Origin of the sequence: Algoriphagus sp. (genome assembly GCF_046296635.1) — a bacterium.
In the GTDB taxonomy this organism is placed as follows: domain Bacteria; phylum Bacteroidota; class Bacteroidia; order Cytophagales; family Cyclobacteriaceae; genus Algoriphagus.
Genome location: NZ_JBKBKZ010000015.1, coordinates 44,386 through 69,280 on the forward strand (window position 1 = coordinate 44,386; position 24,895 = coordinate 69,280).

Below are 24,895 nucleotides of genomic sequence, written 5' to 3' on the forward strand. Positions count from 1 at the left end.
TTACAGAGAATTCATCGCCCGTTATGGAGAATTCTTTTATTGGCATTTGCTCCATTTTCTTTGACAATTCATCTGCCTAGCACATCTCTAACTGATTGAAGCCTGTTATAGAGAATTTATCGCTCAATATGGAGAATCGCTTCTTCTACAGCCTTTTGATCATTATGGAGAAAATCTTCTTCTAATTCTTCTTCTAAATCTTCTTCTAACTCTTCTTCTAATTTTCTTTTTGATTCTGCACCCAAATTGAATTCTTAAATGTTCCCACATTCTTTATTCTATTGGATTGCTTCAGTTCAAACAACAGATTTTTCACTTTATTCTTTTTCTGTATTTCATCCATCCAATCCGGCAACTTCTTCCAGAGCAATTCATCTATATCACTTCTTTCTAAACTTTTATGTTCCTTAATTGCCTTCTCTATCAAATCCAGATAGTAGGTCTTATCAAAAGCTTTATTTTTGGAATAAGCAGCTTTCTGACCAGTTTTTGCTGCTACTTTTATTCCAATGAAATAATTTGGCTTTCGCCCTTCAATCAATTTTTTGTCCCGGAGATGTTTCTCCTCAAACTCTGATAGAGGCTTCTTCTTCTGCACCTTGTCAAGCATGATGATTTCATCCAAAGTCAGGTCTCTGTGCTGTGCCAAAAGTCTGGCATATTCTATGTCCAAAATCTTTCCTGAAATGGTGACTTTCACTTTGCCATCAGAAAGGTCATAGTCTGGCATTGGGAAGAAGCGCTCCCGCTGATAATTGAAAATCTTTTTGATTCCACCTCCGGCAGTATCGACCATTTTGAGGTTGAACATGGCTGCTGCCAAAAATCGGTTGCGGTAATGCTCTTCAGGAGCATCTTCCTTTACCACTTTTTCCACACTACCAGGGATGAACGAACCAAGGTTGGTAAAAATCAGTTGGTCATCCATTTCCACTACATTGATTCGCCCATGCTTGGTGTAATCCTGATGAGCTATGCAGTTGTTTAGGGCCTCACGAATAGAGTAAGGTTCATATTGGTTTATTTCGTCGGGGAATAAAGTACCTTCTTTGATGTACCGGTATTTCAGATTGCGAATTTTCGCATACACTTTGTCAACAGCCAATATCATTGGGCAACCGAAGATGGCATAGTCCTTATCATTGCCCAGTGCATCTTTCAACAGCCATCTTACTTTTGCTTCGGCCGGATTGATAAAGTGTTCTGATTCCTCTCTGCCCAAGAGGATAATGGCAGTTCGGGTGATTTTTCCTTTGATGGTAATCTTTGCCTTATTCAAAAAAGTGATTTCATCCCACGTATCCACATCAGTCGCTTTCTCAGGAAATTTATTTTTAAAGTTCTTTCTAGCCAAGGCAATTGCCTCTTCGTCCAAATCATCCAAAGTAGCGCCGGAAACAATTGCGGCACTCCAGTCTTCGGTAGTAGCTTGTGCACGGATGCGTTCTATTTCTTCCAAGTTCAGCGGAGAAAGTGCCTCATTATCCCTGCCATAATAATGTCCATCAAATGCAATAGGGAAACCTTTTGGAGCAGCTGGTATCTGAAACATCACCACACGACCTTCCGGCACTTTCAACTCGTAAATCTCAATAAACGTGATCCGGTTTGTTGTTTTATCTCCAATTTCACTTTTCAGTTTATCCAAGTCCTTTCGTTGTGGGCGGTACTGAGTGCCCACAATGTCGTGCTTCTTATTCTCTACCCCAAACACCAGCCAGGCATAAGTCTTGCCTTTCAGGTTGGCCTCATTGCTCAAAGCAGAAAAGTATTTACCCAGTTTCGTAAAGTCATATCCATTTTTAGCTTCCTTAAACTCCACAATTTCATTCTCTGCAGTGAGATTGCGAAGTGATAGAAGGATGTCTTTTAATTCTGAATTGGTCATTGGCGATTGGATTTGTCGTTTTGCATAATAAAGCCGTCCACTTTATTGTGCAGGTCTCGCTGGAAACGTATTGAAGTTTGAATGATTTTAGAGTTATTAAGTTCTTCTTAAATTTTCAGGTAAAAATTTATCAATTTCCGCATCAGTGAAAGTAAACTCTTCATTTTCTTTCAATGCCTTCGAAGCCATTGAATAGGCTTTATTAATTGTCTTAGGTGCGCCTCTATAAGTGTTTATAAGTTTCTCGTTCAATTCATCTCTTGTCAATTGAAGTAACTCGACATCTTTATTTCCAATTCGTATGTCAACAAGCAACGATAAAAATTCTTCCCTAACTTCAAGAATGTCTAATGCTGCTTGTTTATGCTTTTCAGCAATAGCCAATAAATTAAAGTCCTTGGAATAAAGTGTTAGAGCAAGCATTAAAGTTGAACAAAGTGCTGCTATAAACTGGAAAATTTCTCCATCTCCAAAAACCACAACAAGGATACTTGTAGTAGTTAAAGCTGAAAGGAATATTTCTATAAACTTCAGGTAATCACTCCGCTCTTTCAGAAGATCAGCACACTTTTCATGGGTTTTGTGAGTGTAGACCACTCTCCCATAAATTTCTCGTATTTGTGATTCAAGAAAACTTCTTTGCTCTGTCATAAATTAGTTATTCTGAAATTGGAACATCAATGGAATCCATTGCAACTACAATATTATTTTTGATGATATAACACTCAACAAAATGACTTCCTTTAAAATTTGTATTTTCTTTTCTTTCAAGAAACCCAGAATCATCAATGATTTGACCTCGGATGCAATCTCTTTTTATAGCTTGTTCGCCTCTATTGGTGACTTTCCATTTCACAGAATATGGCGCAGGCACATCTATTCTTTCTATGTAAAACCTTAATGACTTGTTAGGGCTCAACTTAATTTTCCTAAGAAGATAGTCTCGAAGTGACCCTTCCCTAAATCCATTTTGCTTAACCTCGCAGTCTATTTTTAAGTCATACGCTATTTCTACTTGGTACTTCGATTCAATGAATTCTTCAGTATTACTATAACTTTCATTAATAGCCCGAGCTTCCTTCTCTTCACTCGCATATTTAGGGAAATCATTTCCAAAAATATCTCTCCATTTATTGTGTTGTCTTTTATCAGAAGATGCATCAATCGCTTCCAATGCTAAATCAAAAGCTTTTTTAGCCTTCCTTTTAAATGATTTTTTGACTCTCACTCTTTGCTTACTACCCAAAGCACCATATTCTGCTTGATCCTTTGGCTGATTGTATAAGTACTCAAAAAAGTCTCTGCACATTTCATCGTAATAAGCAAAACTCCTTTTGTCATAATAATCAGTTGACTTTAGGAAATTGTATGCAAGTGTATCTATCAAAAGTCCCCCCATGCATACGCCATGCTTGTTTTTCCATGACCTTGCCATTTTACAAAGGCGCCTCAGATTCCTATTTTTATTGGTTTCAAATTCCACCATGGCATCCATTTCCTTTCTTGGCTTGGTGATTTTCCAAGACCCATCACCATAAGTGTCCGGGTACCTATAATCTTTTTCTTCTAATTCAAATACCGGTTGTACATCAATATGAGAATCATTAAAAGTTACAGTAACCACGCACCTATCCACTTTTATTTCAGAACTAGAGTATGTATTTGAGATTGCTGCCTTTATATCTCTCAATAATTTGGTTTGCCCACCTGATTTATTGTACTCAATCCATTTGGAAGCTGGCATAATATACAGCATGTCTAAGTCTGAAATACCTTTGATTCCTGTATACCTACCATAAGAGCCGACTTGTAAATTATTCGCAGTTTGTGAATCTGTATCTCGAAATTCCTGGTTCAAAGCCTTAGTAATCCGACCATAGCGGTACGAAATATCTTCAGCTTTTTCTTCGCGAATTTTGATATTGTCTAGGAATTCATAAAATATCTCGGATGTATTCATTTTTAAATGGAATTTTTATTTAACCTTACCTTCCTAGTCAATAACAACTTCGTCACTATCATTTTTTCTAAAATCAATATATCTTGTACTTTTGCTCTGCTTATTTTACCATTGGAAAAAGGAGTTTCGGGGCTCGATACATCACGATATGTATCGAGCCCTGCGGTTTTTATGGAATTAGGCCTGATTTTATTTCAATTTTGGAGGACATTTAATACCTCATCGTTAGAAACCGCAGGATATTCTAATTGCCAATCACTAATTTCTTTAGATACCCATTCTATGTTTGGAGTTTCTTGATGATTCAAGTTGAATTTCAATATTGAAAGTCTTTTCTGGAATTTTTTTACGATTTCATCTGAAAGTGTTTTGCCACACTTGATGGTGTTGATTGCTGAGATTCTTTCATTTAATTCATGTTTCATATTCTTCTTAGTTTTCTATAAATACTTATAAAATCTCAAAAATTATTTTTTTGAAAAAATTCTTCTTTCAACCTCACCTTCCCCGTCAATAACACCTGCATCAACCCCTTCTTCTGTTCTCTCAACTTCTCCGCTTTGGCTTTGAGCAGGCTGATTTCTTTATCTGCCGCTTTCAGCACTTGGGCAATGGCGGTTTGTTCTTCGAATGATGGAAGTGAAATAATTTGATTAATAAATTCACCTTGACCTAAGGTCTTGTTTCTTCCTGCTCCACCAGGTGAGGCATTTTCCAGTAACTGCTTGCCTCTTGGTGATTTAAAATAATATAAGATAAAATCTAAATTGAGTTTCCCTTCCTTGGGTTTAAACATCGGGAATCTATGAGATGCTATCATACCAATTTCTGAATCTGTTGTTTTAGCAATTGCCTGCTCCCATGCAAATACAATATTTAAAACCAAGCAACTCGGTTCAATCCAGAATACTCTCTTATTGCCTAGTTCTTTTCCTGAAACTTTATCTTTATAAAAAATGCCTTTTCCATGAGATCTAATGCCTATTTGTTGGTAAAGAGTTTTTTCTTCAGGCACAAGTGGATTACGGATTGGGCTTAAAATCTCTTCTAAAATTACTTTTTTGTACTTCTCCTCATTAAAGCCCTTCAACCTTTTCTTCCCCGTTAGCAATTGCTGCATCAGCCATTTTTTGCGGAGTTCTTTTTGGGCGATGAGTGCGGAGGTGGTGTGTATGGAGGCATCTGCAGTGCTTAAGATTTGCGCGATGGCTTTTTGCTCGGGGAGTGGGGGAAGGGGGATTTTTAATGAGGCATATTCTTCTGCATTAATTCCAGGTTGCCCACTTCGCATTGATGTAGTTTTAACCCAATCCCAATAGTGTTTTGTTTCCGTGAAATATTTAAGATGTACAGAAGTCAAAAATTTTTCAATAGGTCTGAAACGAATTAAGAAGCCAGCAAATACAAGAGTTCCATCTTTAGGATCATATAAATATGTTTTCCCAACTGTAGCTCCAGTTCTTGCAAAAACAATATCTCCATCATTTAAAATAAACTGCTTATAATTCGGGTCATCCACGGAAGCTTTTTTATCCAAAGAATATTTCCCCGCATCGTCAATATCTGTTATCCGCAAGTATGTAGGTAAAACTTCTGAGAAATCAACTGCTGGGGCATTTATTCCATACTCCCCTTTTACCAAACAACATTCTCCAAGTTTCTTAATCTCCCAATCAATTGGAATTTCAGTATTGTAAAACGCTTTGGTGTTTTTTGTTTCAGCCATCATTTCACCAATTGGTTTAAATATTGGTCGATTTCTTTCTGCACTTTCACCAATTCATCTTCCAATTTTTCTATCTCCTTTTGCACCGCAGCAATGTCAACTTCGGCTTCTTCTTCGAAGGTGTCCACATAGCGGGGGATATTTAGGTTGTAGTCGTTTTCTTTTATTTCATCTGCAGTAGACACATAGCTGAATTTGTCTTCAACCACCCCGGGCTGAAGCTTGCCTGCCGCAAAATCCCGATAAGTGGTCACAATTTTCTCGATATCGCTTTGGCGGAGTTTGTTTTGGTTTTTGGCAGATTCATAATGCTTGCTTGCATCGATAAACAGGAAGTTCCTGTTCTCGACTCCCTGCCTACAGGACAGGCTGGCGCTCGAACTGACACCTTTTGCTTTGTTAAAAATCAGAATGGCAGCCGGAATCCCTGTACCGAAAAACAGGTTGGCAGGTAAGCCGATCACCGCTTCGAGCAGGTTTTCTTCGATTGTGCGTTGCCGAATGCGTCCTTCACTGCTACCACGGAACAATACGCCATGCGGCACGACTACACCGGCTTTGCCCTGTTCGTTCAGCGTTTCGATCATGTGGGAAATGAATGCCCAATCGCCTTTGCTTTTTGGGGGAACACCTCTCCAGAAGCGGTTGTACTTGTCGGTTTCAGGATCATAGCTAATGGTGGTTTTGTCTCCTTCCTTATCTTCTACCTTTCCCCATTTGTCTAATGAAAATGGCGGGTTCGCCACTACAGTATCAAACTTCATCAGCATGTCACCTTCTTTCAGCTTAGGATTACGGATCGTATCGCCCCAACGAATGGTGGCATTGTCAAAGCCATGCAGGAACATATTCATCACCGCCAAAGCCCAAGTACTGCCATTGGCTTCCTGTCCGTAAAGGGAGAAGTTATCAGAACCTACTTCTTCGCATGCTTTGATCAGCAAAGAACCTGATCCACAAGTAGGGTCACAAATCCGTGATCCGGGTTTAGATTTAGTGAGTTTTGCAATAAGTGTGGATACCTCTTTTGGCGTGAAAAATTCTCCTGCTTTTTTCCCTGCATCACTGGCAAAATTTTCAATCAGAAACATGTAAGCACCGCCTATTATATCATTGCCTTCAAGATGTGAAGGACGTAAGTCAAGAGCTTCTTTATTGAAGTCCAACAAAAGGTTTTTCAATCGGGTGTTTTTGTCTTTGGGTTCACCGAGTTTACTGGTATTGAAGTCAATATTTTGGAAAATCCCTGCACCGTCTTCACTGTATAGTTTCTCACGGTTTGCTTCTTCTAGGTCAGTCAGGGCTATATTGATGAGTTCACCGATATTGCCTTCATTTCGCGATTCGTAAAGGAATTTGAAGTGGCTGTGTGCAGGCACCACAAAGCGCTCATGTTTCATCGCTCTGTGTGCGCGTTCCTTATCTCCACTGTACTTTTTGAGATGCGCCTCGTACTTGTCGTCATGGACATCACTGAGGTATTTGAGAAAGAGCATGGTAAGCACATAGTCCTTGTACACACTTGGGTCGATGCTTCCTCTAAAGGTGTCGCAAGCTTTCCAGACTGCGTCATTGATGTCTTTTTGGGTAATTTTGGCCATGATAACTATTGTAATGCGTTGATTATTTGTTGCTGAATTTGTTTTTCACGAAGCGCTTCAATCTCTTGCTTCAGTTTTTGTTCGATGATTCGAAGCTTTGCGATTTCCAAAATCGTCTTTTGGATTTCAATACTTGGAACAGCTACTTCCAGATTCTCCAAAACTTGCTTTGAAATAGAAGGAATGGAGCTTCCGATTGCTTGACTCTTCAATAATGTCAAAGTTGAATGACTGTTGAGAAACCAGGCCAGATATTGCGGTAATACTTTTTTATTCGTTGGTCTAATTACAAAAAAGGAAGTAGAGGCAACGGCAGGTTTGTTGTGATCCTCGAAAACAGTTGCAAAGTTTTTTGATCCTTTCGCAGCGAAAAGAACATCGCCATTCTTTAAGAGATGCTTTTCACTTATATAATCTGACAGCAAATCTCCGTGGAGAGCACTTTGCAATTGGCCGTTTTCGTCAAAATGTTTTACCTGCAAATAAATTACATCTCCTTCGCCTAAGGGTTTGGCGAAGAGTCCAGTTTGGATCTTTGTAATTTGGTTAAACAGCTTTTTCAAATTTATTTCTTTGTAATGACGCTACAAATCTAGAGAAGTTTTTCCAATTCACAATCTTTTTCATTTTTTTTATTAAGTAGGATAATTACAAAATTTAATAATCTCATTTGTCCCATCTATTCTGACTTGGATAAAAATAAGTTATTTGAAAATCCTAAGGAATTAGCTCTACAAGTTGCGAAGATGATTTCCCGTCAAAAAACCCGCTAGATCAGGTTATTTAGAATTATTCCCTCCCCAACCTACCAATTCCCACTCATTTAAAAAAGCCCACTCCACCCTCTAAACCCACTTTATCCGACAACAAACGACTACAATCGAATACAAACGACTAGCTACCGACTACTTTTTGCGGCATCTCCCAACTTTGGATCATCAGTTATTGGCTAGCGGAAATTGTTAATCAAATCTTTCACATTTAACATTTTAAAATCATGAACACGCTAAGAAACAAAGTTCAGCTCATCGGTAACCTGGGTGCCAAAGTAGAATTGAAAACCCTAGAGTCCGGCAAAGTCGTAGGCCACGTCACCATGGCGACCAACGAAACTTTCAAAAATCAAAAAGGCGAAAAAGTCACCGAAACCACCTGGCACAACCTCGTCATCTGGGGCAAGCCGGCGGAGACACTTTCCAAGTACACAGACAAGGGTTCGGAAGTTGGTATCGAAGGTAAACTTACCAACCGCAGCTACACCGACAAGAATGGTGAGAAGCGCTACATGACCGAGATCGTCGTCAGCGACTTTCTCCTTATGGGCAAGAAAGGGACAGAGGATTGAGATCCTTGTGAATTTGTAAATGGTAAAAGGTGAGTTGTGAATAGGTAAACAAAGCCTTTCACACCTCACCTTCATGTCCAGTAAAAAGGATTTTATCCATCCAAGAAATTACTTCTCTCCAAACCCGATGAGTTTGAGTTTCAAAAAATCTGCGGAAACCTGCCCGCGGCAGGCAGGTCTGTGTCCTTTTCTGTGCAAAACTTGCCTGACGGAAGTCAGGTCTGCGGGAAACTTTTATGAATAGGAAGGAGATTTGAGATCCTAGTGAATTTGTAAATGGTAAGCAGTAAGTTGTGGGGGTGCACTAAACCACTCACTACTTACCACTTACATTTTACTTTTCACAAAACAAAACCAACTACCGAACCATCTCCTTGATTGCCGGAAAGGCTTTCGAATCAGGATATTCCATACCGAGCAATTGGAAAATTGTGCGTGCTATCATGGCAGGTTGCCACTGTCCTTTGGATTTCATTTCGCCAGTAGCGGGAGTATCCGGTCCGATAGCCATCATCCAAACTTCTCCAGCAATGGGGATACTTGAACCATGACTTCTCCAAGAGGATTTGTTGGTACCGCGGCCGTGGTCAGTAGTAATGATCATTGTGGTTTTATCCTTGTACTGAGGATCGGACTGGATGAATTCCCAGATTTCTTCGATGTAGGCGTCCAGTTGTTTTATAGACCAGATGTATTGGTCATATTCATTGTCATGCGCCCAGTCATCCGGCTCGCCATAAGCGATATAAGTTACCCTTGGCTTGTATTTGTTCATCGTTTCCATCGCATAGTGATGGGTAAAAGCATCCAATCTTACCCCATCCCATGGACCGCGAATTTCGTCCTGCATGCGATTGATCATGATCTCTTTGTCAGTCAAATCATCCCCCTCAGCCTTGTCAAAACCGGCATTAACAGGCACGCCACTACGCTCCTTATTGATGATAAAAGGAAACACATCCCAACTGCCGAACGCATAAACTTTTCCTTTATACTCCGATTTTTGGTTCAAATACTCAAGAAGAGTTACGTTGGGGTTATTGATTTTGGCATTGGATTTAATCCGTTCGTCATCAGCAAACCCGCTCAGGATTTCATTGTATCCGGGATAAGAAAACCAGAAGGAATTGGCGTTGTTAGCCATATTTCCATAAGCCCGATTTCCATAGATTTGACCTTGTGATGCGATAGTACTCCATGCGAAAGGCATCAATAGTTTTCTTCGAACCAAAGGGTCTTCATGCCAAAAATCATCCAAAAGTGATCCGGCGGATTTGATTAGTCCAGTATCATCGATAAACAAGGAATCAGCACCTTTGAAGACTTCTTGCCACCTGAGTCCGTCTATGGATATCAGGACAATATTCTCGGTTTTGGAAGTTTTTTGAGCAAAAGACGATTGAAAAGCCAAAAAGCTCAATGTCAGAAAGAGGAAATTGAATTGCTTCATTTTGATTTGGGTGTAGATTTTTAGATGAAAAGAGGCTGTCTCAAAATAGTTCCTGTGTCAGTATGAGCACCTTACCGACATGAGTCGGGAAGTACGAAGGCCATTTTTAGGAAATAGCACTACATTTCGACTTCGCTCAATGTGACATGCTGTACTTATGAGACAGCCTCTATCATTGAATTAATTTACAGGAATTTACTTCACATCCCACCACACTCTTGTGGTAATTGCATCAGGACCTTGTCTTGATATAGCTGCTTTATAGTTATCTTCATTCAAGGCCTGAGCACTTCCAGGATACATAAATCTCACCGGAACAGTATTGATAAATGCAGCTGGTCCCGGCTTGATGTCAGGATAGCCAGTTCGCTTCCAGTCATGCCAAGCCTCCATCCCGGTGAAGAATAACGCTAGCCATTTCTGGGTTCCAATCTTGGAAAGTTTCTCTTGAGTCGTACCAGAATAAGCTACTCCTGCCTGAGTAAAATAAGCGTCATCCAACACTAATCTGCTCGCAATATTCGGTTGATTGATCAGTGTATATCTAGCTCTGTAATAATTAACTGAGGCATTGATCCCTTTTTTATAAAAATCCTCAGCAGAACCTGAGGTGATGAAACCTCTTTCTCTGGCTTCTGCCAAGATAAATTGCAGTTCTGAATAACTCATCAAAATCGCTTGATATCCGGTAGGATTTGCCAAAGAAGTACAAGCTGAACAAGCCCATAACAATCCAACTCTTGATAGATAGTTTGATCCACCCTTTGCAGGATCTCCTGATGGAGAAAACTGAAGTGCTTCTTCATCCCCCAATCCATTTGGTACTCCAGAATAAGCTGTCACTGCACCAACAACTCCCGCAGCGGAAGCATTTGTAGGCTGCGCAAAAGCAAACAATCGAGGATCGTTTAGACCTTTCAGTGTGCTTTCCATTTTCACACTCAATCGGTACTCATCGAAGGAACCTGATCTAGTAGTGTAAAGTGGATGTTGATTTGGCACATCTGCCAAATATTGCAAGGCTGCTTCTTCATTTGTTCCCTCGAAAATCGGAGACTGAGACGGATTATTCAAAATGGCCTGCATTGCTGCAGAAGGATTCTGACGGTCGGAGAGTCTCATCAGGATTCTTAACCGAAGTGAATTGGCAAACTTTTTCCAACGGATTACATTTCCATTGAATAAGATATCGCCGTCTACACGCTCAGCTGTAGTTCCCAAAAGGGTATTTGCCTCCGCAAGTTCTGCAAGGATTCCTGCATAGATTGACTCCTGTGAGTCAAACTTGGGATAATTAACACCGGCTTTTGCTTGCAAGGCTTCAGAATAAGGAATTTCACCATAAGCATCTGTCATGTATGAGAACAAATGCGCCCGAAGTACTTTAGCAATACCGACATAATTTTGCTGATTTGCCGCTCCTGAAATCTCAATGACGTTATTGATATCTCGCATTGCATTGTAGAAGTTGCTGTAGGGATTACCCTGTGGGCCCCAGTTGTAGCGATCCTCATTTGTAAACTGGATTTTGGCAGTGTACTGCATCACTACGTTTCCGTATCCCCAAGCATTATCAGCAACCTGATTTGTCGTGCTACGAATCACAGTAGGCAAAAGCAAAGCAGAGGAAACGGTCTCTGGACTATTTGGATTGGCATTGATTTCTTCAAAATCTTTATCGCAGCTACTCATTCCCAACCCTAAAATGAGGGCGAAGACTGTAAAATATTTTCTATTGAATTGCATGATTTCTTTTTTATGATGGTTTGAAAATCAGCCGATTAAAATTTAACATTGATATTGAATCCTATGCTTCTGGTAGATGGGAAGGCCATATCCTCTACGCCTGGAATAAGTGTTGCTCCGCTCATTGCGAGGGTTTCTGGATCGAAGTGTGGATTTTCTGTCCAAAGGGCAAGATTTCTGGCTACCAGCGAAACCTTCACATCCTGAATAGGCATTTTTCCTAAGACACTTCTTGGGATTGTGTATCCGATAGTCACTTCTCTTAGCTTTAGGAAAGTGGCATCATACATTGCGGCTTCCACATTGTTTCGCTCATAGTATCGGTTGTGCCAGTTTCTGGAAGTGATTTTGATGGTATTTGGAGTAAATGATCCATCGGCATTTCTAATGACACCCTCCGATACGATACCATTTCCTTCTACAGTCAGGTCATAGCCATTTTCACGACCGAATAGTGTCTCTTCAAGTTGACCTGATGTAGAACCGATAGTTTTGGTGCGAGACACCACGATTCCACCGTATCTGAAGTCAAATAAGAAACCTAGGTTAATGCCTTTGTAGCTAAGATTATTCTGTAACCCCAGCATCCAATCAGGATTATAATTTCCTCGATTAACCAGTTTCGGGTCGGTAATCGGTGTTCCTGATGTGTTGTGTATGATTTGTCCAAAGTAAGGAGAAGCAGAATCTTCCACTCGGGCAAAACCTGCACCGTAGATATTTCCCATTCGCTCACCAATTCTAGCTTGGATATTTGCACCGTTTCTTCCTGTCAGGGTGTAAGTATCCAACCCTTCGGTCAATTCCAGAACATACCCTCTTGTTCTTGTGAAATTGGCCATAAAGTCCCAAGTAAATCCGTTAGGAGATTGAACAGGTCGCCCGCTTAATACGATTTCGATTCCCTTATTTTGGATTTCACCTGCATTGATGATTCTGGAGGCGAACCCTGTGGAAATATCCAATTCTATCGGGATGATCTGATTTCTTGTTCTGTTGTCAAAGTAGGTGAAGTCAAATCCAAGTCTGCCTTCAAATAATCGGATATCCAGACCTGTCTCGAACGATGCGGTTCGCTCTGGTTTCAATGCTGCATTGGAAAGTCTATTGGACTCTGTTTTGGTCTGAATGGCGCCCCAAGCAACGCCTGAATTGAAAACATTGGTCAGTGCATAGGGATTGGTATCATTTCCTACTTCGGCATAAGCTGCTCTAACTTTTGCAAAAGAAATTGCTTTTGGCAGTACAAACATATCCGAAATCACGGCACTTAAAGTAGCCGAAGGATAGAAGTAACTATTGTTATCAACAGGCAAAGTACTGGACCAGTCATTTCTTCCTGTCAGATCAAGGAATAGTATATTCTTAAAGCCGATTTGGCTAAATCCGTAGATAGAATTAATTCGCTTCTCTGATTTAAACTGTTCGACCTGAAGATTTACGGCAGTATTGGTAAAGTTGTAAATACCCGGAATCAACAATTGTGGCGCCACCGTCTGCACATATCGGTTTTCTTGACGCATCGAGTTACCTCCCAAAGCAATACTGTACGACCAAACCGACTTAGTAGTCTCTGAGTAGGTTAATAAAAAGTCAGAGTTTTGCTCACTAAAGAACACATTGTCTTCCCGATAATTGCCAAAAGGGAATCGCTGTGTACTGAAAGCTCTTCTTCTGTCTCTCAATTCATTGTAGGTATCCAAACCAGTTCTTAGCATCAAGTTGAGCTTAGGCGTAAACTTGTAGTTGACGGAGATGTTTCCAAAGATCCTGTCCTTATTTTGTCCATTGGTATTTTCGTAGACATTGAAATAGGGATTGTCGTGGTAGTTGTAGTTATAATTAAACTGCTGCCGACCTTCTAATCCAGGCATCCAGTAATCTTTCATACTTTCATTGTTCAATTGACGGCCATACCAGATCCATAAGTACATCAGATTTTCAGTACCATAAGAAATATTTGGTCTGTTTCCACTGTTGGATCGCTGATAGTTGACCGTGGAATTAACTGTCAATTTATCTGTCACATTGATCCCACCGTTCATTGCTATTGTATTTCGCTTAAGATCTGTGTTTGGGACGATTCCAGTTTGATCCAGATTTGTCCAGCTAAGTCGGAAATTTGATTTCTCATTCCCAGCTTCCAGTGCGATGTTATTGGCAAGTGTAACTCCTGTCTCGAAAAAGTCATTAATGTTGTTAGGCTGAGAAACCCAAGGCGTGGGAGTAATTGTACTTCCGGCAGGAGCATTCAAATCTCCTCCTCGGAAACCCGGAGCACTTCTAGGAGAGTCAAACTGAGGAATCAATGCTCCTTTATCCAATTCAGGACCCCAGCTTTCATCTACCCCATCTGCTGTACCTGCTCCGGCTCCGTTGACAAATGCAAACTGTCCGTTGTTTCCCTGACCGTACTTATTTTGCCACTGGGGAAGTCTCAAAGGATTGTCAAAGGTGGTATTTGAATTAATCGTAACACCGAGGCCTTTCTTGGTTTTTCCTGTTTTTGTAGTGATTAAAATTGCACCATTAGCAGCCCTCGACCCATAAAGCGCAGCGGCAGCAGGCCCTTTCAGTACCGTCATGGAGGCTATGTCATCCGGATTGATTTCACCGGCTGCATTACCATAATCCACCTCCTGATTTCTAGAGCCGGAAGAACCCACTATATTATTGGAGATAGGCACACCATCGACTACAAAAAGCGGTTGATTGGCATTAATATTCAGTGAGGATTCCCCTCGTATGGTCACTCGGGAAGAACCACCTATCCCGGAAGAACTGTTAGTGATCTGAACACCTGCAACTCGGCCACTCAGTGAGTTGAGCACATTGGTTTCCCTAGCTTCGGTAAATTGACTTCCGTCCACTTGTTGTACCGAGTACCCCAGCGCTTTGGTCTCACGCTCCACACCTAAGGCAGTCACAACTACTTCGCTGAGTGCAACTCCCTCCGAAAGAGATACATTGATGATGGACGAGCTGCCTACGAGTTGTTCTTTTGGATCAAAACCCACAAAAGAAAAAACGAGCGTCTCATTGCTTGCAGCATCGATAGCATAAGAGCCATCGACATCTGCTACTGTTCCACGAGTGGTTCCCTTGACCAGGATAGTAGCTCCCGGTAATGGCACATTGTTTACATCACTTACTTTTCCTGTAACCCGTGATTGTTGGGCGAAGGAAAAGTTGAGGACGAAGATCATACAAAATGTCGACGTCCATTGCCAAATGCTTTTTTGAGCAATCATTTGTTAGTAGAGGTTTGGAATAAGTAAACTTTTTGGTTAAAAATATTTACCAAAGCTATACTTTCACTGTTCCCCCCGAGTTAATTCCGTTTTATCAAAAAGTGAATTAATTTTTTGTTAAAACTATCAAAAACTAGTTTTATTATCATTTAAAGCTATTTTTGATTGATTAAATTTCTTAATACCGTTTCTGATATTTAGTAATTATTAAAATAAGGTTAAGAAAAAATGTATATAAATATTAAACTTTTGAACTCCCCTCAAACTTTATGTTTTTTTAGAAAAGGACGCGTTGATTTGAGTTTTTTTAAGCTAACTAAGGTAAAAACGATTCGACTTTTTTAAATTATTAAATCCAATCAAAGCAAATTAAACCCACCTTTAACCAACACCACAGAAGTCTCATCCAATCCTTCCACAGGTTCTATGGCAATCATTGTCCTGGTCCTTGCTCCCGGAGTCACTTTCACTTGCGTCAATTGATATCCCTGATCGGTTTTTGCTTTTTGCACGAGCACAAAATATTTTCCATTTAATTCTACCAAGGCATCTTCAGGCAAGGCCCAAGAGACCTGTGGATCAAGCTGCACCCTAGCCTGAACGAACATACCCGGAACTAGTCTCTTTCCCTCACTTTCATCCTCCAAATCCGCATGCACTGTAATCTGTCGCTGTTCATTGACTGATTGCCCTACGACATGAATTTTTGCCAAAAACTCATTTGTAGGTTGATCAGGCTGAGTAAATAGAACCTTCTGCCCCACGTGAATGCGAGAGGCATCCTTTTCAAAAAGGATCAGTTCGATATGCAAATGATCCTTATTGAGTAAAGTAAGCGCCTTGCCCGAGGCAGGAAGAAATTGTCCCGGAATTGCAAAAACATCTTCCACAAACCCATTGATTGGTGAGAATACAGGGACTTTGGAGCGGATATTATCAGGAGTGAGTTGATCCGCATTTATATTGATGAGCCCCAATTGCTTTTTAAGACTTTGACTTCTTGCCAGCGAACCTTGATAATCTGCTTCGGCTTTGAGGAAATTTTTCTGAGCTGAAATCTGCTCTCCAAATAGCGTCTTTTGGCGCTCAAATTCAGATTTCAGATACGTCAACTGACTGGTAGTTTCCAAATAATCCTGCTGCAACTTAATGAAATCGGGATTTTCCAAATTAAAAAGCACCTGCCCTCTTCGGACAACTTCACCTTCTACCAACTTGAGGTCACTCACATAGCCCCCAAAGTATGCAGAGATCTCCCGCATGCCTTCAACTGGTACTTTCACAGTTCCCTGCACATTGATTTCGGTTGAAAAATCACCCTTGACAGGACTTCCCCATTCCATATTCATGGTATTAAACTGGACTTGGGTCAGGGAAATTTCCTGTGATCCTTCCGGTGCTTGAGATACTTCTATCCCATCGTTACTGGAATTTTCAGGATTTCCGCAGGCGGTAAGTAAACCTAACAAAAGTGCGAAAACACTGACTGTGAGAAATTTTATATGTAATGCTTGCATCAGTTATTCAGATAAATGAGTTCTAATTGGTTGATTTGGTAATCCAATTTTGCCTGCAAATATTGCAGCGTGATGTTCCGGGAATTTTCAATCAATTGGACATATTGAAAAAAGTCAATTTCTCCTTCTTTAAAAGAGCGGATGGCCTGCTCTCTCAATTGCGTAGAAAGCATAAGTCCTTCTGACTCGTAATATTGGATTACCTGTTGATTTTGAGCAATTGAAGCCTGAATTCTTGAATAGTTGGTCTCCAACTTTTGCTTGAAAGCTTCCGATTCGAAGAAGATTTGCTCCTGCTGGAATTTTCCTGCTTTTACCTTGGCGCTTTGTGAGCCAAAAAACAAGGGGATCCCAACACCTGCTTGGAATCCAGGATAAACAATCGCCCCAGGTTCAGGATTGGTTCCTCGGAAAATTTCCACATTCACATCCGGAAGCAGCATGCGACGATCCACTTTAGTCTGACTTTCGGCTTGGAGATACGCGGATTGATACAGCAACAAGGAAGGATGGTTATCCAAATCTCCCTGATTGGAAAGGTTTAAATCTTCTCCAACTAAATCGAAATTCCCTTCGATATTCAAAAGCTGACGAAGCAGATTTTTTGAAGTCTCAATATTCCTGAGCGACTCGGCTTTTTTCAAACCGATTTCTCGCTGCTTGCTCTGTGCAGTAAGTTTCTCCAAAAGATTAGACTCTCCTGTCTCAAGTCTCCTAGTCGCAGCTCGGGTAAATTCCCCATACAAACTGTCAAGGAAACGGTAATTTTGCTCTAGTTTTTGCCAATACAATGCTGTGACAAACGCCTGACTGACATCTTTTTTGAGCAATCGGTTACTTAGTTGAAGTCGAGCCGATTCCTGCATTTCTACGGCCTGGAGTACATTTTTCTGAGCTGAATAGACTGAAGGAAACGCAAAACTCTGCCTTACTCCCAATACACGATTGTATATTCCATTCTCGGCAATATCGTTTTTGTCATACCCATAGAAAATCTGGGTTTTATCAATATTCCATGCGGAATGAGTTCGAGCTGTGGCCGATTGCAGGCTTTTTTGCGCAGCTAGAATTCCCAGGTTTTGTTCCTGAGCGATTTCTAGCGCCTGCTCCAAGCTGAGTTTTTGAACCTCCGTTTGAGAAAAAGCAGGAAAAGACGAACCTACAAAAAGAACTAAAAGCATGACTGCCGTCTTGGGAAGCTTGGTACTGCCATCCTTTCGGGTGTTAAATAAAACATACAGTACCGGCAAAACTACCAGAGTAAGCAAAGTCGCAGAGATCAAACCTCCAACGACTACAGTGGCCAATGGACGCTGAACTTCGGCGCCTGCTGAACTGGAAATCGCCATGGGCAAAAAGCCTAACGCAGCTGCCGAAGCAGTTAATAAAACCGGGCGAAGTCGCTCTTTAGCACCAATAACTACCAGCTCCCGAATTGAAGAGTATTTATCTTTCATGGATTTGAAATGTTCGATCATGACGATTCCGTTGAGAACGGCGATGCCAAAAAGGGCAATAAACCCGACACCCGCCGAAATACTGAACGGCATGTCTCTGAACCACAGAAGAAGAATCCCGCCAATGGCCGAAAATGGTATAGCCGTGTAAATCATGATAGCATCTCTTGACGATGAAAATGCGAAATACAAGAGGATAAAAATCAAAACCAGCGCTACGGGAACGGCAATTATCAGTCTTGCTCGTGCCTGCTGAAGATTTTCAAATTGTCCACCATAGTCTACCCGATAGCCTTCCGGAATGTCAATTTTGGAGACAATTCCCTGAATATCATCGACCACAGATTGCAAATCACGATTTCTCACATTGACACCAATCACGATCCTACGCTGTGTGTTATCTCTGGAGATCTTGGCAGGACCTTTCGTGTAGGAGATTTTTGCAAGCTCACTTAATGGGACACTTCCTCCAGCTGGGAGTTGGATTGCTGCGTTTTCGATATTGAAAATATCCTTCCGGAAAGGCTCCGCAAAACGCACCACAAGGTCAAATTGCTTTTCTCCCTCAAAAACCGTCCCCGCGGTCAAGCCTGCAAATCCCATGGTTACGACCTGATTCAAGTCTTCGACATTGAGTCCGTATTTAGCGATTTTGGCCCGATCGTATTCGATTTTCATTTGAGGAAGCCCGTCAACTTTCTCCAAAATAATATCCGCGGCTCCTTCCACTCCTTGAATTGCTACTTCAATTTTTTGAGCTGTTTTCAGCAGGATATCGAGATCTTCTCCAAAGACTTTGATCGCCAAATCAGCTCTTACTCCGGTAATCAGCTCATTAAAGCGCATCTCAATTGGCTGGGTAAATTCAAAATCCAAACCCGGAATCGCTTCCAAGGCCTTTTTGAATTCATCAGCCAGCTCATCTTTAGTCTCCACTGTGGTCCATTCTGAGGGAGGATGCAAAGTCACGATCACATCACTTTCCTCCATGGACATAGGATCGGTTGGAATTTCGGCCGCTCCGATACGAGTGACTACCTGATTGACCTCGGGAAATTTCATCAGAATCTTCTCCATTTTTGTGACTGTTTCCACTGTGTTAGTAAGTGTGGTACCGGTCTTCAACACAGGCTGAATCACAAAATCCCCTTCATCTAAAGTGGGCACAAATTCAGATCCCATGGAAGAAAAGAGTAAAAAAGCTCCAATAAGGATAACTCCCGCACCAGCAAGCACAGCCTTGGAATGTTTTAAAGCCCAAATGATTGTCGGTTCATAGATTCTGTTCAGAAAATTGATCAAAAGAACTGACACGTTTCTTGGACCAGGTGCTTCAGACTTCAAAAAAATGGAGGAAACGACCGGCACGTAAGTCAGACCCAAAATCATGGCTCCAATCAATGCAAAGCTGAATACCTCAGCCATGGGTCGGAACATTTTTCCTTCAACGCCTGAAAGCGAAAGAATCGGAATAAACACAATGATAATTATGATCTGCCCAAAAATGGCCGAATGCATCATTTTGGAGGCTCCTGTAAAAGTGATTTTATCTTTAGTTTCTTGCTTTTTGGCTTGGGAGAGATTAGCAAAAATTGTGGATGATCTGGAAAATTGAAAGGCAATGTATTCTACAATAATCACCGCACCGTCAATGATAATCCCAAAGTCAATGGCTCCCAAGCTCATCAAGTTGGCATCAACCCCAAAGATATACATCATCGAAAGTGCAAAAAGCAAGCTCAAGGGGATAACCGAGGCCACAACCAAACCTGACCTGAAATTACCCAGAAGCAATACCACCACGAAAACCACGATCAAACAGCCTAAAATCAAATTTTCAGCAATGGTAAAGGTAGTCCTATCAATTAACTCAGATCTGTCCAAAAACCCATTGATGACAATCCCTTCTGGCAAGGTGTTTTCCATTTCGGCAATTCGTTCTTTCACCCGATCAATGGTCCCTTTGCCATCGGCACCTTTGAGCATCATGACTTGACCTAGGACTTTTTCGCCTTCTCCATTTGCAGTGACTGCTCCAAATCGATTGGCGTGACCAAATCGAACCTCAGCGATGTCTTTAATGTAAACAGGTACACCATTTCTGACATCGACCACGATATTCCCGATATCCTCCAAGCTTGTGACTAAACCTTCTCCTCGGATAAAAAAGCTTTCATTCGTCTTTTCGATATAGCTTCCGCCTGCAACGGAATTATTTTTACTTAGCACATCATAGACAGAAGCGAGATTGATATTCATTCCCTTCAATCGGTCCGGATTGATCGCTACTTCATATTGCTTAAGGAATCCTCCCCAAGTATTAATTTCTACTACACCGGAGATGCCGGCAAGTTGCCTTCTTACAACCCAATCCTGAATCGTCCTGAGATCTGTGATCGAATATTTGTCTTCATATCCAGGCTCGACATCGATAATGTATTGGTAGATTTCTCCCAAACCTGTAGAAATCGGCCCCATAAATGGCGTCCCAAATCCCTGAGGAATTCGCTCCTGAGCCATGATTAATCGTTCCGAAATCAGCTGACGAGGTAAGTAAGTACCCATATCTTCCTCGAAAACGATCGTGACCACCGAAAGCCCAAACTTGGAAATGGATCTAATTTCCAAAACCCCAGGAAGATTGGCCATTTCAAGCTCCACGGGATAGGTAAGATATTTTTCCACATCCTCGGTGGCGAGATTGCGGGAAGTGGTAATGACCTGAACCTGATTATTAGTCACATCTGGCACAGCGCCGATGGGTAAATTCACCATCGAATAGATCCCGAAACCTGTCCAAATGGCGATAAAAATAAAAATGATGAGCTTGTGCCCGATACTCCACTGAATGATCCGGTCTAGCATGAACTTGCAGAATTTTGACTCGAAGATCTCATTCCTACCTTAGTTAAGCCTTAGTGTATTCTTAAGATTTGCTTAAGAAAGTGGCAAATCCAGCCTAAAAGTGCTTCCCTTCTCTTTTTCACTTGTGACAGAGATCTTAATCTCGGATTCCATTGCAAGCTTTTTCACAATAGCTAATCCAAGTCCTGTTCCGGGAATGAGCTGATCAACCACTTCTTTCTCCCTAAAAAATGGATCGAATATTTTCCCCAAATGTGCTGCTGAAATCCCCGGTCCTATGTCGCAAACTTCGATGTAGGGAATCTTATTTTCCACTCCGGTTTTGACCAAAATATCGGTGTCTGATTTGGAATATTTGATGGCATTCTGAAGCAAGTTGCTCAAAATCATCTGGAGAGATTTTTCATTGACTTTGACATAAATCGGAATGCCGGATTGGGATTGAAAAGTGATTTTCCGGCCTTGTTCCAGTGAAGTTTGATCTACAATTTCCTCCAAAAATGTAATCAGTTCAAGTTCTTCTTTGACTAGATTTTTACCTTTCTCCTCTCTTGCCAAAGCCAACAACTGATCGATAGTAGCAGACATTCGATCAATGCTGGAAAGCGATGTTTTGATCTTCTCGACATACTCCTCAGAAGTCCGGGGCTTGCGAATCAACACTTCCAAGGTTCCTCTGAGCACAGAGAGCGGTGTCCGCAATTCATGTGAAGCATCCGAAGTGAACTGCTTTTCTCGATTCAATGATGCTTCCAGTCGCTGCAAGAGTTCATTGATCGATCGGGTGAGTTGACCAATTTCATCATTTGGCTCGGCCTCAGGAACGCGCTCATTGAGATTACTTTGGGTGATTTGATTGGTTTTCCGGATGATTTGCTGGATAGGCTGAATACTCTTTCCGGCGAGATATCTCATGGATAAATAAAGCGACAAAAGAATAACTGGATATAAGATCAACAACACATTTCGGAGATTGTCGAGCAATTCTCGAGAATCGTCAAAAGATTTTGCCAGCAAAAGGTATCCCTCATGTTTACTTGATGTAAAGAGCGGTATTTGCATTTGCCTGACTTCACTTTCTCCAAGTTTTAGTGTCCAAGCCTCTTTTTTCGAGGATTTTTCCGGGGAAAAGCTGAGGTGATTTTCCCGAAGATTTGGAGATCGATCCATGGACTTGCCCTGCAGGTCGACAATTTCAATAAAAATCGGGTTGAGCTGAATCTGACTGTGCTCCATTTCCTGCCATTCGTCTTTATGCAAAAAGCGGATTTCACCGTTGACTAGAAATATTTGGTCTTTATGTTTATCTGTCTCTAGTCCTAGCTCCCGATCAATATTTCTAATGACTGTGAAATTGGCAACAAGGTAAATGACAGCAAACACCACCAGAATGATCATTGCCGTAACCAGAGTAAGTCGGGTTGCTATTCGCTCTTTGTAGGCCAATCTCATCTCCTGCTCGATTTTAAATTTCTTTTGCCATATAGCCTACTCCACGAATCGTTTGAATGTAATCTTCGTCTTTCTGCAAATTCAGTTTTTTACGCAGTGAGTTGATAAAGACGTCAATCACGCCTGTGTTATATTCAAAATGAATATCCCAGACACTTTCTATAATACGGGTTCGTCGGCACACCTTATTTTTATTTCGCACCAAATATTCCAGCAATGCAAATTCCTTTTGCGTGAGTTGAATTTCCTCATCTCCATTTCTGACTACATGCCGATCCGGAAAAATTGATATCTGGCCCAAACTCAGCTTTTCTTCCGCTCCTGCTTTTCCTCTGAGCTGAACCCGTATTCTAACTAGCAATTCTTCAAAGTGAAAGGGCTTTTTGATGTAATCATTCGCACCTGATTGAAGTCCGAATACAGTTTCATCCACGGTGTCCTTTGCAGTGAGAAAAATGATAGGAGTCAAGGGAAATTCCTTTCTAAACTGACGGGTCAACTCAATTCCACTGATTCCGGGAAGCATCCAATCTAGTAGAAGCAAATCATAATTCCCGGAAAGTGCCAGATCAAGTCCAGACTTTCCGTTATCTGTAACATCCACCGCAAAGGCTTCTTCCTCCAATCCCTGCTTGAGGAAATTGGAAATTCCGGGTTCGTCTTCTACAATCAGGATGCGCATCGGATGGGTTTTGCAAAAGTCAAAATTTAGAAATTCAATTGGAAGTTCGACCTTTTGTTTCTTAAGATTCTCTTAACTTTTTGAAAAAAGATCATTTATGAAATCAATCATGGCCCAAAGCGACACACAGAGGGATGTTTTTAATCCATGTGAAGATTCCATATGACCGCTTAAAAACAATTATAATCATATGAAAGTAAGTAATAAGTTTCACCCCTTCGGGGCTAATGTCCTATGCTTAATGCTTTTACCACGGGCTACACCCGCGGTCATGAATGGTTTGGCTCCTTCTGAGCTGAGGCATCAATGCACAAGCGGTTTGGTGGTACGTTGACTTTAGAGAAAATCCGAAGGATTGTGACTTTTTATGACCTCCGGTGACTGAAAGGAGCCGGAGGAAAAGTTGATAGTAAGTCTTGAGAGCCCCGAAGGGGTGATTCTATGAATCAAGCATGACCCTGTCGGTGTCACACAGAGGAATGATTATCCCTCATGCGAAGATTCTCCCGAATCGAGTTCGGGACAGGCTATGTGGCCTTTAAAAAAAAATTTAAGTTTGTTACTTCGTAGGTGAACTGACAACCCCGACCATGCTATCCGCAGTACCGTAATACAACAGCCATTTTCCCTTGAAATAAACCAGCCCTTCCAGGAAAGTTGTGCCTTCTGGATATTGGCCCGACTTCTCAAATGAGAGTGTAGGTTGGATAAATGGTTCGGTTACTCTATCCAAAAGCTTCCAAGGTTCAGCAGCATCGAAAAGTGCCTGACCTCCGGTATAAACCCTATTACCAAGGTTTTTCACTCCAACTTGCTGTGAGTTACCTGCATTGTACAGCACAACAATTCCATCTTTGGTCAGCAGCGGTGGCGGACCAGCCTCCACCAACCAAGAATCAAAAAATCCGGGTCTCGGACTTAATACAGGCACTCGATTTCCTTCGTGATTCTCCACCGGAACCCAGTTTATCAAATCATCCGACGTCGCCAACCAGATATGAGGGACTCCATAATACATCCAGTATTTCCCGTTGATTTTGGCAGCGATGAGCTTCCCATTCTTCAGTTCCGTGACGATCGCCCCAGATTTGGATTCGGTGTTATGATATTTACCTTCTTTCCATTCCTGAAAGATCGGACCGTGCTTCTCCCAAGTTTTCAGATCTCTGGAAGTGGCAACCGCCAAACGAGGTACATCCCGATTCCATTGGGTATAAGTAAGCACAAAAAGTCCTTCTGCAGTCTCCACGATTCTTGGATCCTCAGTTCCCCCTGTCCATTCAAATTCCTTTTGAGAATCTTCCTGAGGATAAAAAAATGGGACTTTCTCTCGCTGAAACTTGAAACCGTCCGATGAAGTCGCCATGCCTAATCGGGAAGTATGTCCGCCGATTTCCTTTTCACCCAACTTTTCTTCAGCGCGATAGATCACGTGAACCTGACCGTTTCTAACAATTGCTGCTGGATTGAATGTGGCCATTGATTCCCAGTTGACCGTATTTCCAGTCATTGGATCTTTAAACTGTGTATCAGAAATCGGTGAAATAATAGGCTGCGCGTTTTGAGGCCGTTCGAATGGGCCGAGAATCCAGGGTTTCTGCTGGGCACAAGCCGAGAGAGAAATCAAGAAGGTAAAAATCAGGTTAATCTTACGCATGATGCAAGTTAACCGCTTCGGGGAAAATAGTAGGCTTTTTTTGTTCAACGCTGAAAAGCTAAGAATCGAAACGAATATCTACGAACATCTGTGCCATCTGTGAGACAAGGATTTTTACCGCAGAGAAAAAGAGAGAGGTTTGGCTTTTTTGAACCTTATGAGAACAGCATTTCCATCTGGTTTTTCAAACTTTTTTGAGAGCGCAGAGAAAAGCTAAAGCTTTTGTTACAGCAAACCTTTGAGTGCGCCGCGGCGTACTCGAAGGTTTTGAAGTTTTATCACGAATATTATGAATCCG

17 protein-coding genes are annotated in these 24,895 nt (G+C 41.4%); 1 reads left to right on the plus strand and 16 read right to left on the minus strand.

Annotated elements, in window-relative coordinates:
- Nucleotides 1-116 precede the first annotated feature (116 nt).
- The 8 genes from ACK4HU_RS12345 to ACK4HU_RS12380 form a co-directional block, all read right to left on the minus strand.
- Nucleotides 117-245 (minus strand): hypothetical protein, encoded by a 129-nt coding sequence (locus ACK4HU_RS12345; RefSeq protein WP_409807174.1) that lies wholly within the window; start codon nt 243-245, stop codon nt 117-119.
- Nucleotides 218-1,888 carry an RNA-binding domain-containing protein gene (locus tag ACK4HU_RS12350; RefSeq protein WP_409807176.1) on the minus strand — a complete coding sequence of 557 codons (1,671 nt, stop codon included), beginning with the start codon at nt 1,886-1,888 and terminating at the stop codon, nt 218-220. The genes ACK4HU_RS12345 and ACK4HU_RS12350 overlap by 28 nt, the downstream gene beginning before the upstream one ends.
- Nucleotides 1,889-1,984: 96 nt before the next feature.
- The gene (locus ACK4HU_RS12355) at nt 1,985-2,539 is read right to left on the minus strand and encodes an SLATT domain-containing protein (RefSeq protein WP_409807178.1); all 555 of its coding nucleotides are present in this window, start codon (nt 2,537-2,539) and stop codon (nt 1,985-1,987) included.
- 7 nt (nt 2,540-2,546) lie between these two features.
- The gene (locus ACK4HU_RS12360; protein ID WP_409807180.1) at nt 2,547-3,848 is read right to left on the minus strand and encodes a nucleotide-binding domain-containing protein; all 1,302 of its coding nucleotides are present in this window, start codon (nt 3,846-3,848) and stop codon (nt 2,547-2,549) included.
- A gap of 194 nt (nt 3,849-4,042) precedes the next feature.
- Nucleotides 4,043-4,273: a hypothetical protein gene (locus ACK4HU_RS12365; RefSeq protein ID WP_409807182.1), complete on the minus strand. Its 231-nt coding sequence runs from the start codon at nt 4,271-4,273 to the stop codon at nt 4,043-4,045.
- A 35-nt stretch (nt 4,274-4,308) separates the two neighbouring features.
- A complete protein-coding gene (locus tag ACK4HU_RS12370) occupies nt 4,309-5,577 on the minus strand; it encodes a restriction endonuclease subunit S (RefSeq protein ID WP_409807184.1) in 1,269 nt (422 codons plus the stop codon).
- Nucleotides 5,574-7,175: a type I restriction-modification system subunit M gene (locus ACK4HU_RS12375; protein ID WP_409807186.1), complete on the minus strand. Its 1,602-nt coding sequence runs from the start codon at nt 7,173-7,175 to the stop codon at nt 5,574-5,576. Before ACK4HU_RS12375 ends, ACK4HU_RS12370 begins: the two co-directional genes overlap by 4 nt.
- A gap of 5 nt (nt 7,176-7,180) precedes the next feature.
- Nucleotides 7,181-7,738 (minus strand): restriction endonuclease subunit S, encoded by a 558-nt coding sequence (locus tag ACK4HU_RS12380; RefSeq protein WP_409807187.1) that lies wholly within the window; start codon nt 7,736-7,738, stop codon nt 7,181-7,183.
- 434 nt (nt 7,739-8,172) lie between these two features.
- On the opposite strand from ACK4HU_RS12380, the gene ACK4HU_RS12385 reads away from it, so the two are divergent.
- Nucleotides 8,173-8,520, plus strand: coding sequence for a single-stranded DNA-binding protein (locus tag ACK4HU_RS12385; RefSeq protein WP_409807189.1), 348 nt, complete (start codon nt 8,173-8,175; stop codon nt 8,518-8,520).
- Nucleotides 8,521-8,878: 358 nt separating this feature from the next.
- On the opposite strand, the gene ACK4HU_RS12390 is transcribed toward ACK4HU_RS12385, so the two are convergent.
- From ACK4HU_RS12390 to ACK4HU_RS12425, 8 genes are all read right to left on the minus strand, one after another.
- Nucleotides 8,879-9,970 (minus strand): alkaline phosphatase family protein, encoded by a 1,092-nt coding sequence (locus tag ACK4HU_RS12390; RefSeq protein WP_409807190.1) that lies wholly within the window; start codon nt 9,968-9,970, stop codon nt 8,879-8,881.
- Between the two features lie 195 nt (nt 9,971-10,165).
- Nucleotides 10,166-11,716 carry a SusD/RagB family nutrient-binding outer membrane lipoprotein gene (locus ACK4HU_RS12395; protein WP_409807192.1) on the minus strand — a complete coding sequence of 517 codons (1,551 nt, stop codon included), beginning with the start codon at nt 11,714-11,716 and terminating at the stop codon, nt 10,166-10,168.
- A 35-nt stretch (nt 11,717-11,751) separates the two neighbouring features.
- On the minus strand, nt 11,752-14,967 hold the full coding sequence (locus ACK4HU_RS12400) for a SusC/RagA family TonB-linked outer membrane protein (protein ID WP_409807194.1): 3,216 nt from the start codon (nt 14,965-14,967) through the stop codon (nt 11,752-11,754).
- Nucleotides 14,968-15,326: 359 nt separating this feature from the next.
- Nucleotides 15,327-16,484 (minus strand): efflux RND transporter periplasmic adaptor subunit, encoded by a 1,158-nt coding sequence (locus ACK4HU_RS12405; protein WP_409807195.1) that lies wholly within the window; start codon nt 16,482-16,484, stop codon nt 15,327-15,329.
- Nucleotides 16,484-20,806, minus strand: a complete 4,323-nt coding sequence (locus ACK4HU_RS12410) for a CusA/CzcA family heavy metal efflux RND transporter (RefSeq protein ID WP_409807197.1) — start codon at nt 20,804-20,806, stop codon at nt 16,484-16,486. The genes ACK4HU_RS12405 and ACK4HU_RS12410 overlap by 1 nt, the downstream gene beginning before the upstream one ends.
- Nucleotides 20,807-20,878: 72 nt before the next feature.
- The gene (locus tag ACK4HU_RS12415) at nt 20,879-22,258 is read right to left on the minus strand and encodes a sensor histidine kinase (RefSeq protein ID WP_409807199.1); all 1,380 of its coding nucleotides are present in this window, start codon (nt 22,256-22,258) and stop codon (nt 20,879-20,881) included.
- 13 nt (nt 22,259-22,271) lie between these two features.
- Nucleotides 22,272-22,940, minus strand: a complete 669-nt coding sequence (locus tag ACK4HU_RS12420; protein WP_409807201.1) for a response regulator transcription factor — start codon at nt 22,938-22,940, stop codon at nt 22,272-22,274.
- A gap of 559 nt (nt 22,941-23,499) precedes the next feature.
- On the minus strand, nt 23,500-24,597 hold the full coding sequence (locus ACK4HU_RS12425; protein WP_409807203.1) for a glycoside hydrolase family 130 protein: 1,098 nt from the start codon (nt 24,595-24,597) through the stop codon (nt 23,500-23,502).
- Between the last annotated feature and the right edge of the window lie 298 nt (nt 24,598-24,895).

Bases quoted from the DNA above. Each gene is read 5' to 3' on its own strand.
- ACK4HU_RS12350 (WP_409807176.1), bottom strand. From the start codon at position 1,888: ATGACCAATTCAGAATTAAAAGACATCCTTCTATCACTTCGCAATCTC.
- ACK4HU_RS12355 (WP_409807178.1), bottom strand. From the start codon at position 2,539: ATGACAGAGCAAAGAAGTTTTCTTGAATCACAAATACGAGAAATTTAT.
- ACK4HU_RS12360 (WP_409807180.1), bottom strand. From the start codon at position 3,848: ATGAATACATCCGAGATATTTTATGAATTCCTAGACAATATCAAAATT.
- ACK4HU_RS12365 (WP_409807182.1), bottom strand. From the start codon at position 4,273: ATGAAACATGAATTAAATGAAAGAATCTCAGCAATCAACACCATCAAG.
- ACK4HU_RS12370 (WP_409807184.1), bottom strand. From the start codon at position 5,577: ATGATGGCTGAAACAAAAAACACCAAAGCGTTTTACAATACTGAAATT.
- ACK4HU_RS12375 (WP_409807186.1), bottom strand. From the start codon at position 7,175: ATGGCCAAAATTACCCAAAAAGACATCAATGACGCAGTCTGGAAAGCT.
- ACK4HU_RS12385 (WP_409807189.1), top strand. From the start codon at position 8,173: ATGAACACGCTAAGAAACAAAGTTCAGCTCATCGGTAACCTGGGTGCC.
- ACK4HU_RS12390 (WP_409807190.1), bottom strand. From the start codon at position 9,970: ATGAAGCAATTCAATTTCCTCTTTCTGACATTGAGCTTTTTGGCTTTT.
- ACK4HU_RS12395 (WP_409807192.1), bottom strand. From the start codon at position 11,716: ATGCAATTCAATAGAAAATATTTTACAGTCTTCGCCCTCATTTTAGGG.
- ACK4HU_RS12400 (WP_409807194.1), bottom strand. From the start codon at position 14,967: ATGATTGCTCAAAAAAGCATTTGGCAATGGACGTCGACATTTTGTATG.
- ACK4HU_RS12405 (WP_409807195.1), bottom strand. From the start codon at position 16,484: ATGCAAGCATTACATATAAAATTTCTCACAGTCAGTGTTTTCGCACTT.
- ACK4HU_RS12410 (WP_409807197.1), bottom strand. From the start codon at position 20,806: ATGCTAGACCGGATCATTCAGTGGAGTATCGGGCACAAGCTCATCATT.
- ACK4HU_RS12415 (WP_409807199.1), bottom strand. From the start codon at position 22,258: ATGAGATTGGCCTACAAAGAGCGAATAGCAACCCGACTTACTCTGGTT.
- ACK4HU_RS12420 (WP_409807201.1), bottom strand. From the start codon at position 22,940: ATGCGCATCCTGATTGTAGAAGACGAACCCGGAATTTCCAATTTCCTC.
- ACK4HU_RS12425 (WP_409807203.1), bottom strand. From the start codon at position 24,597: ATGCGTAAGATTAACCTGATTTTTACCTTCTTGATTTCTCTCTCGGCT.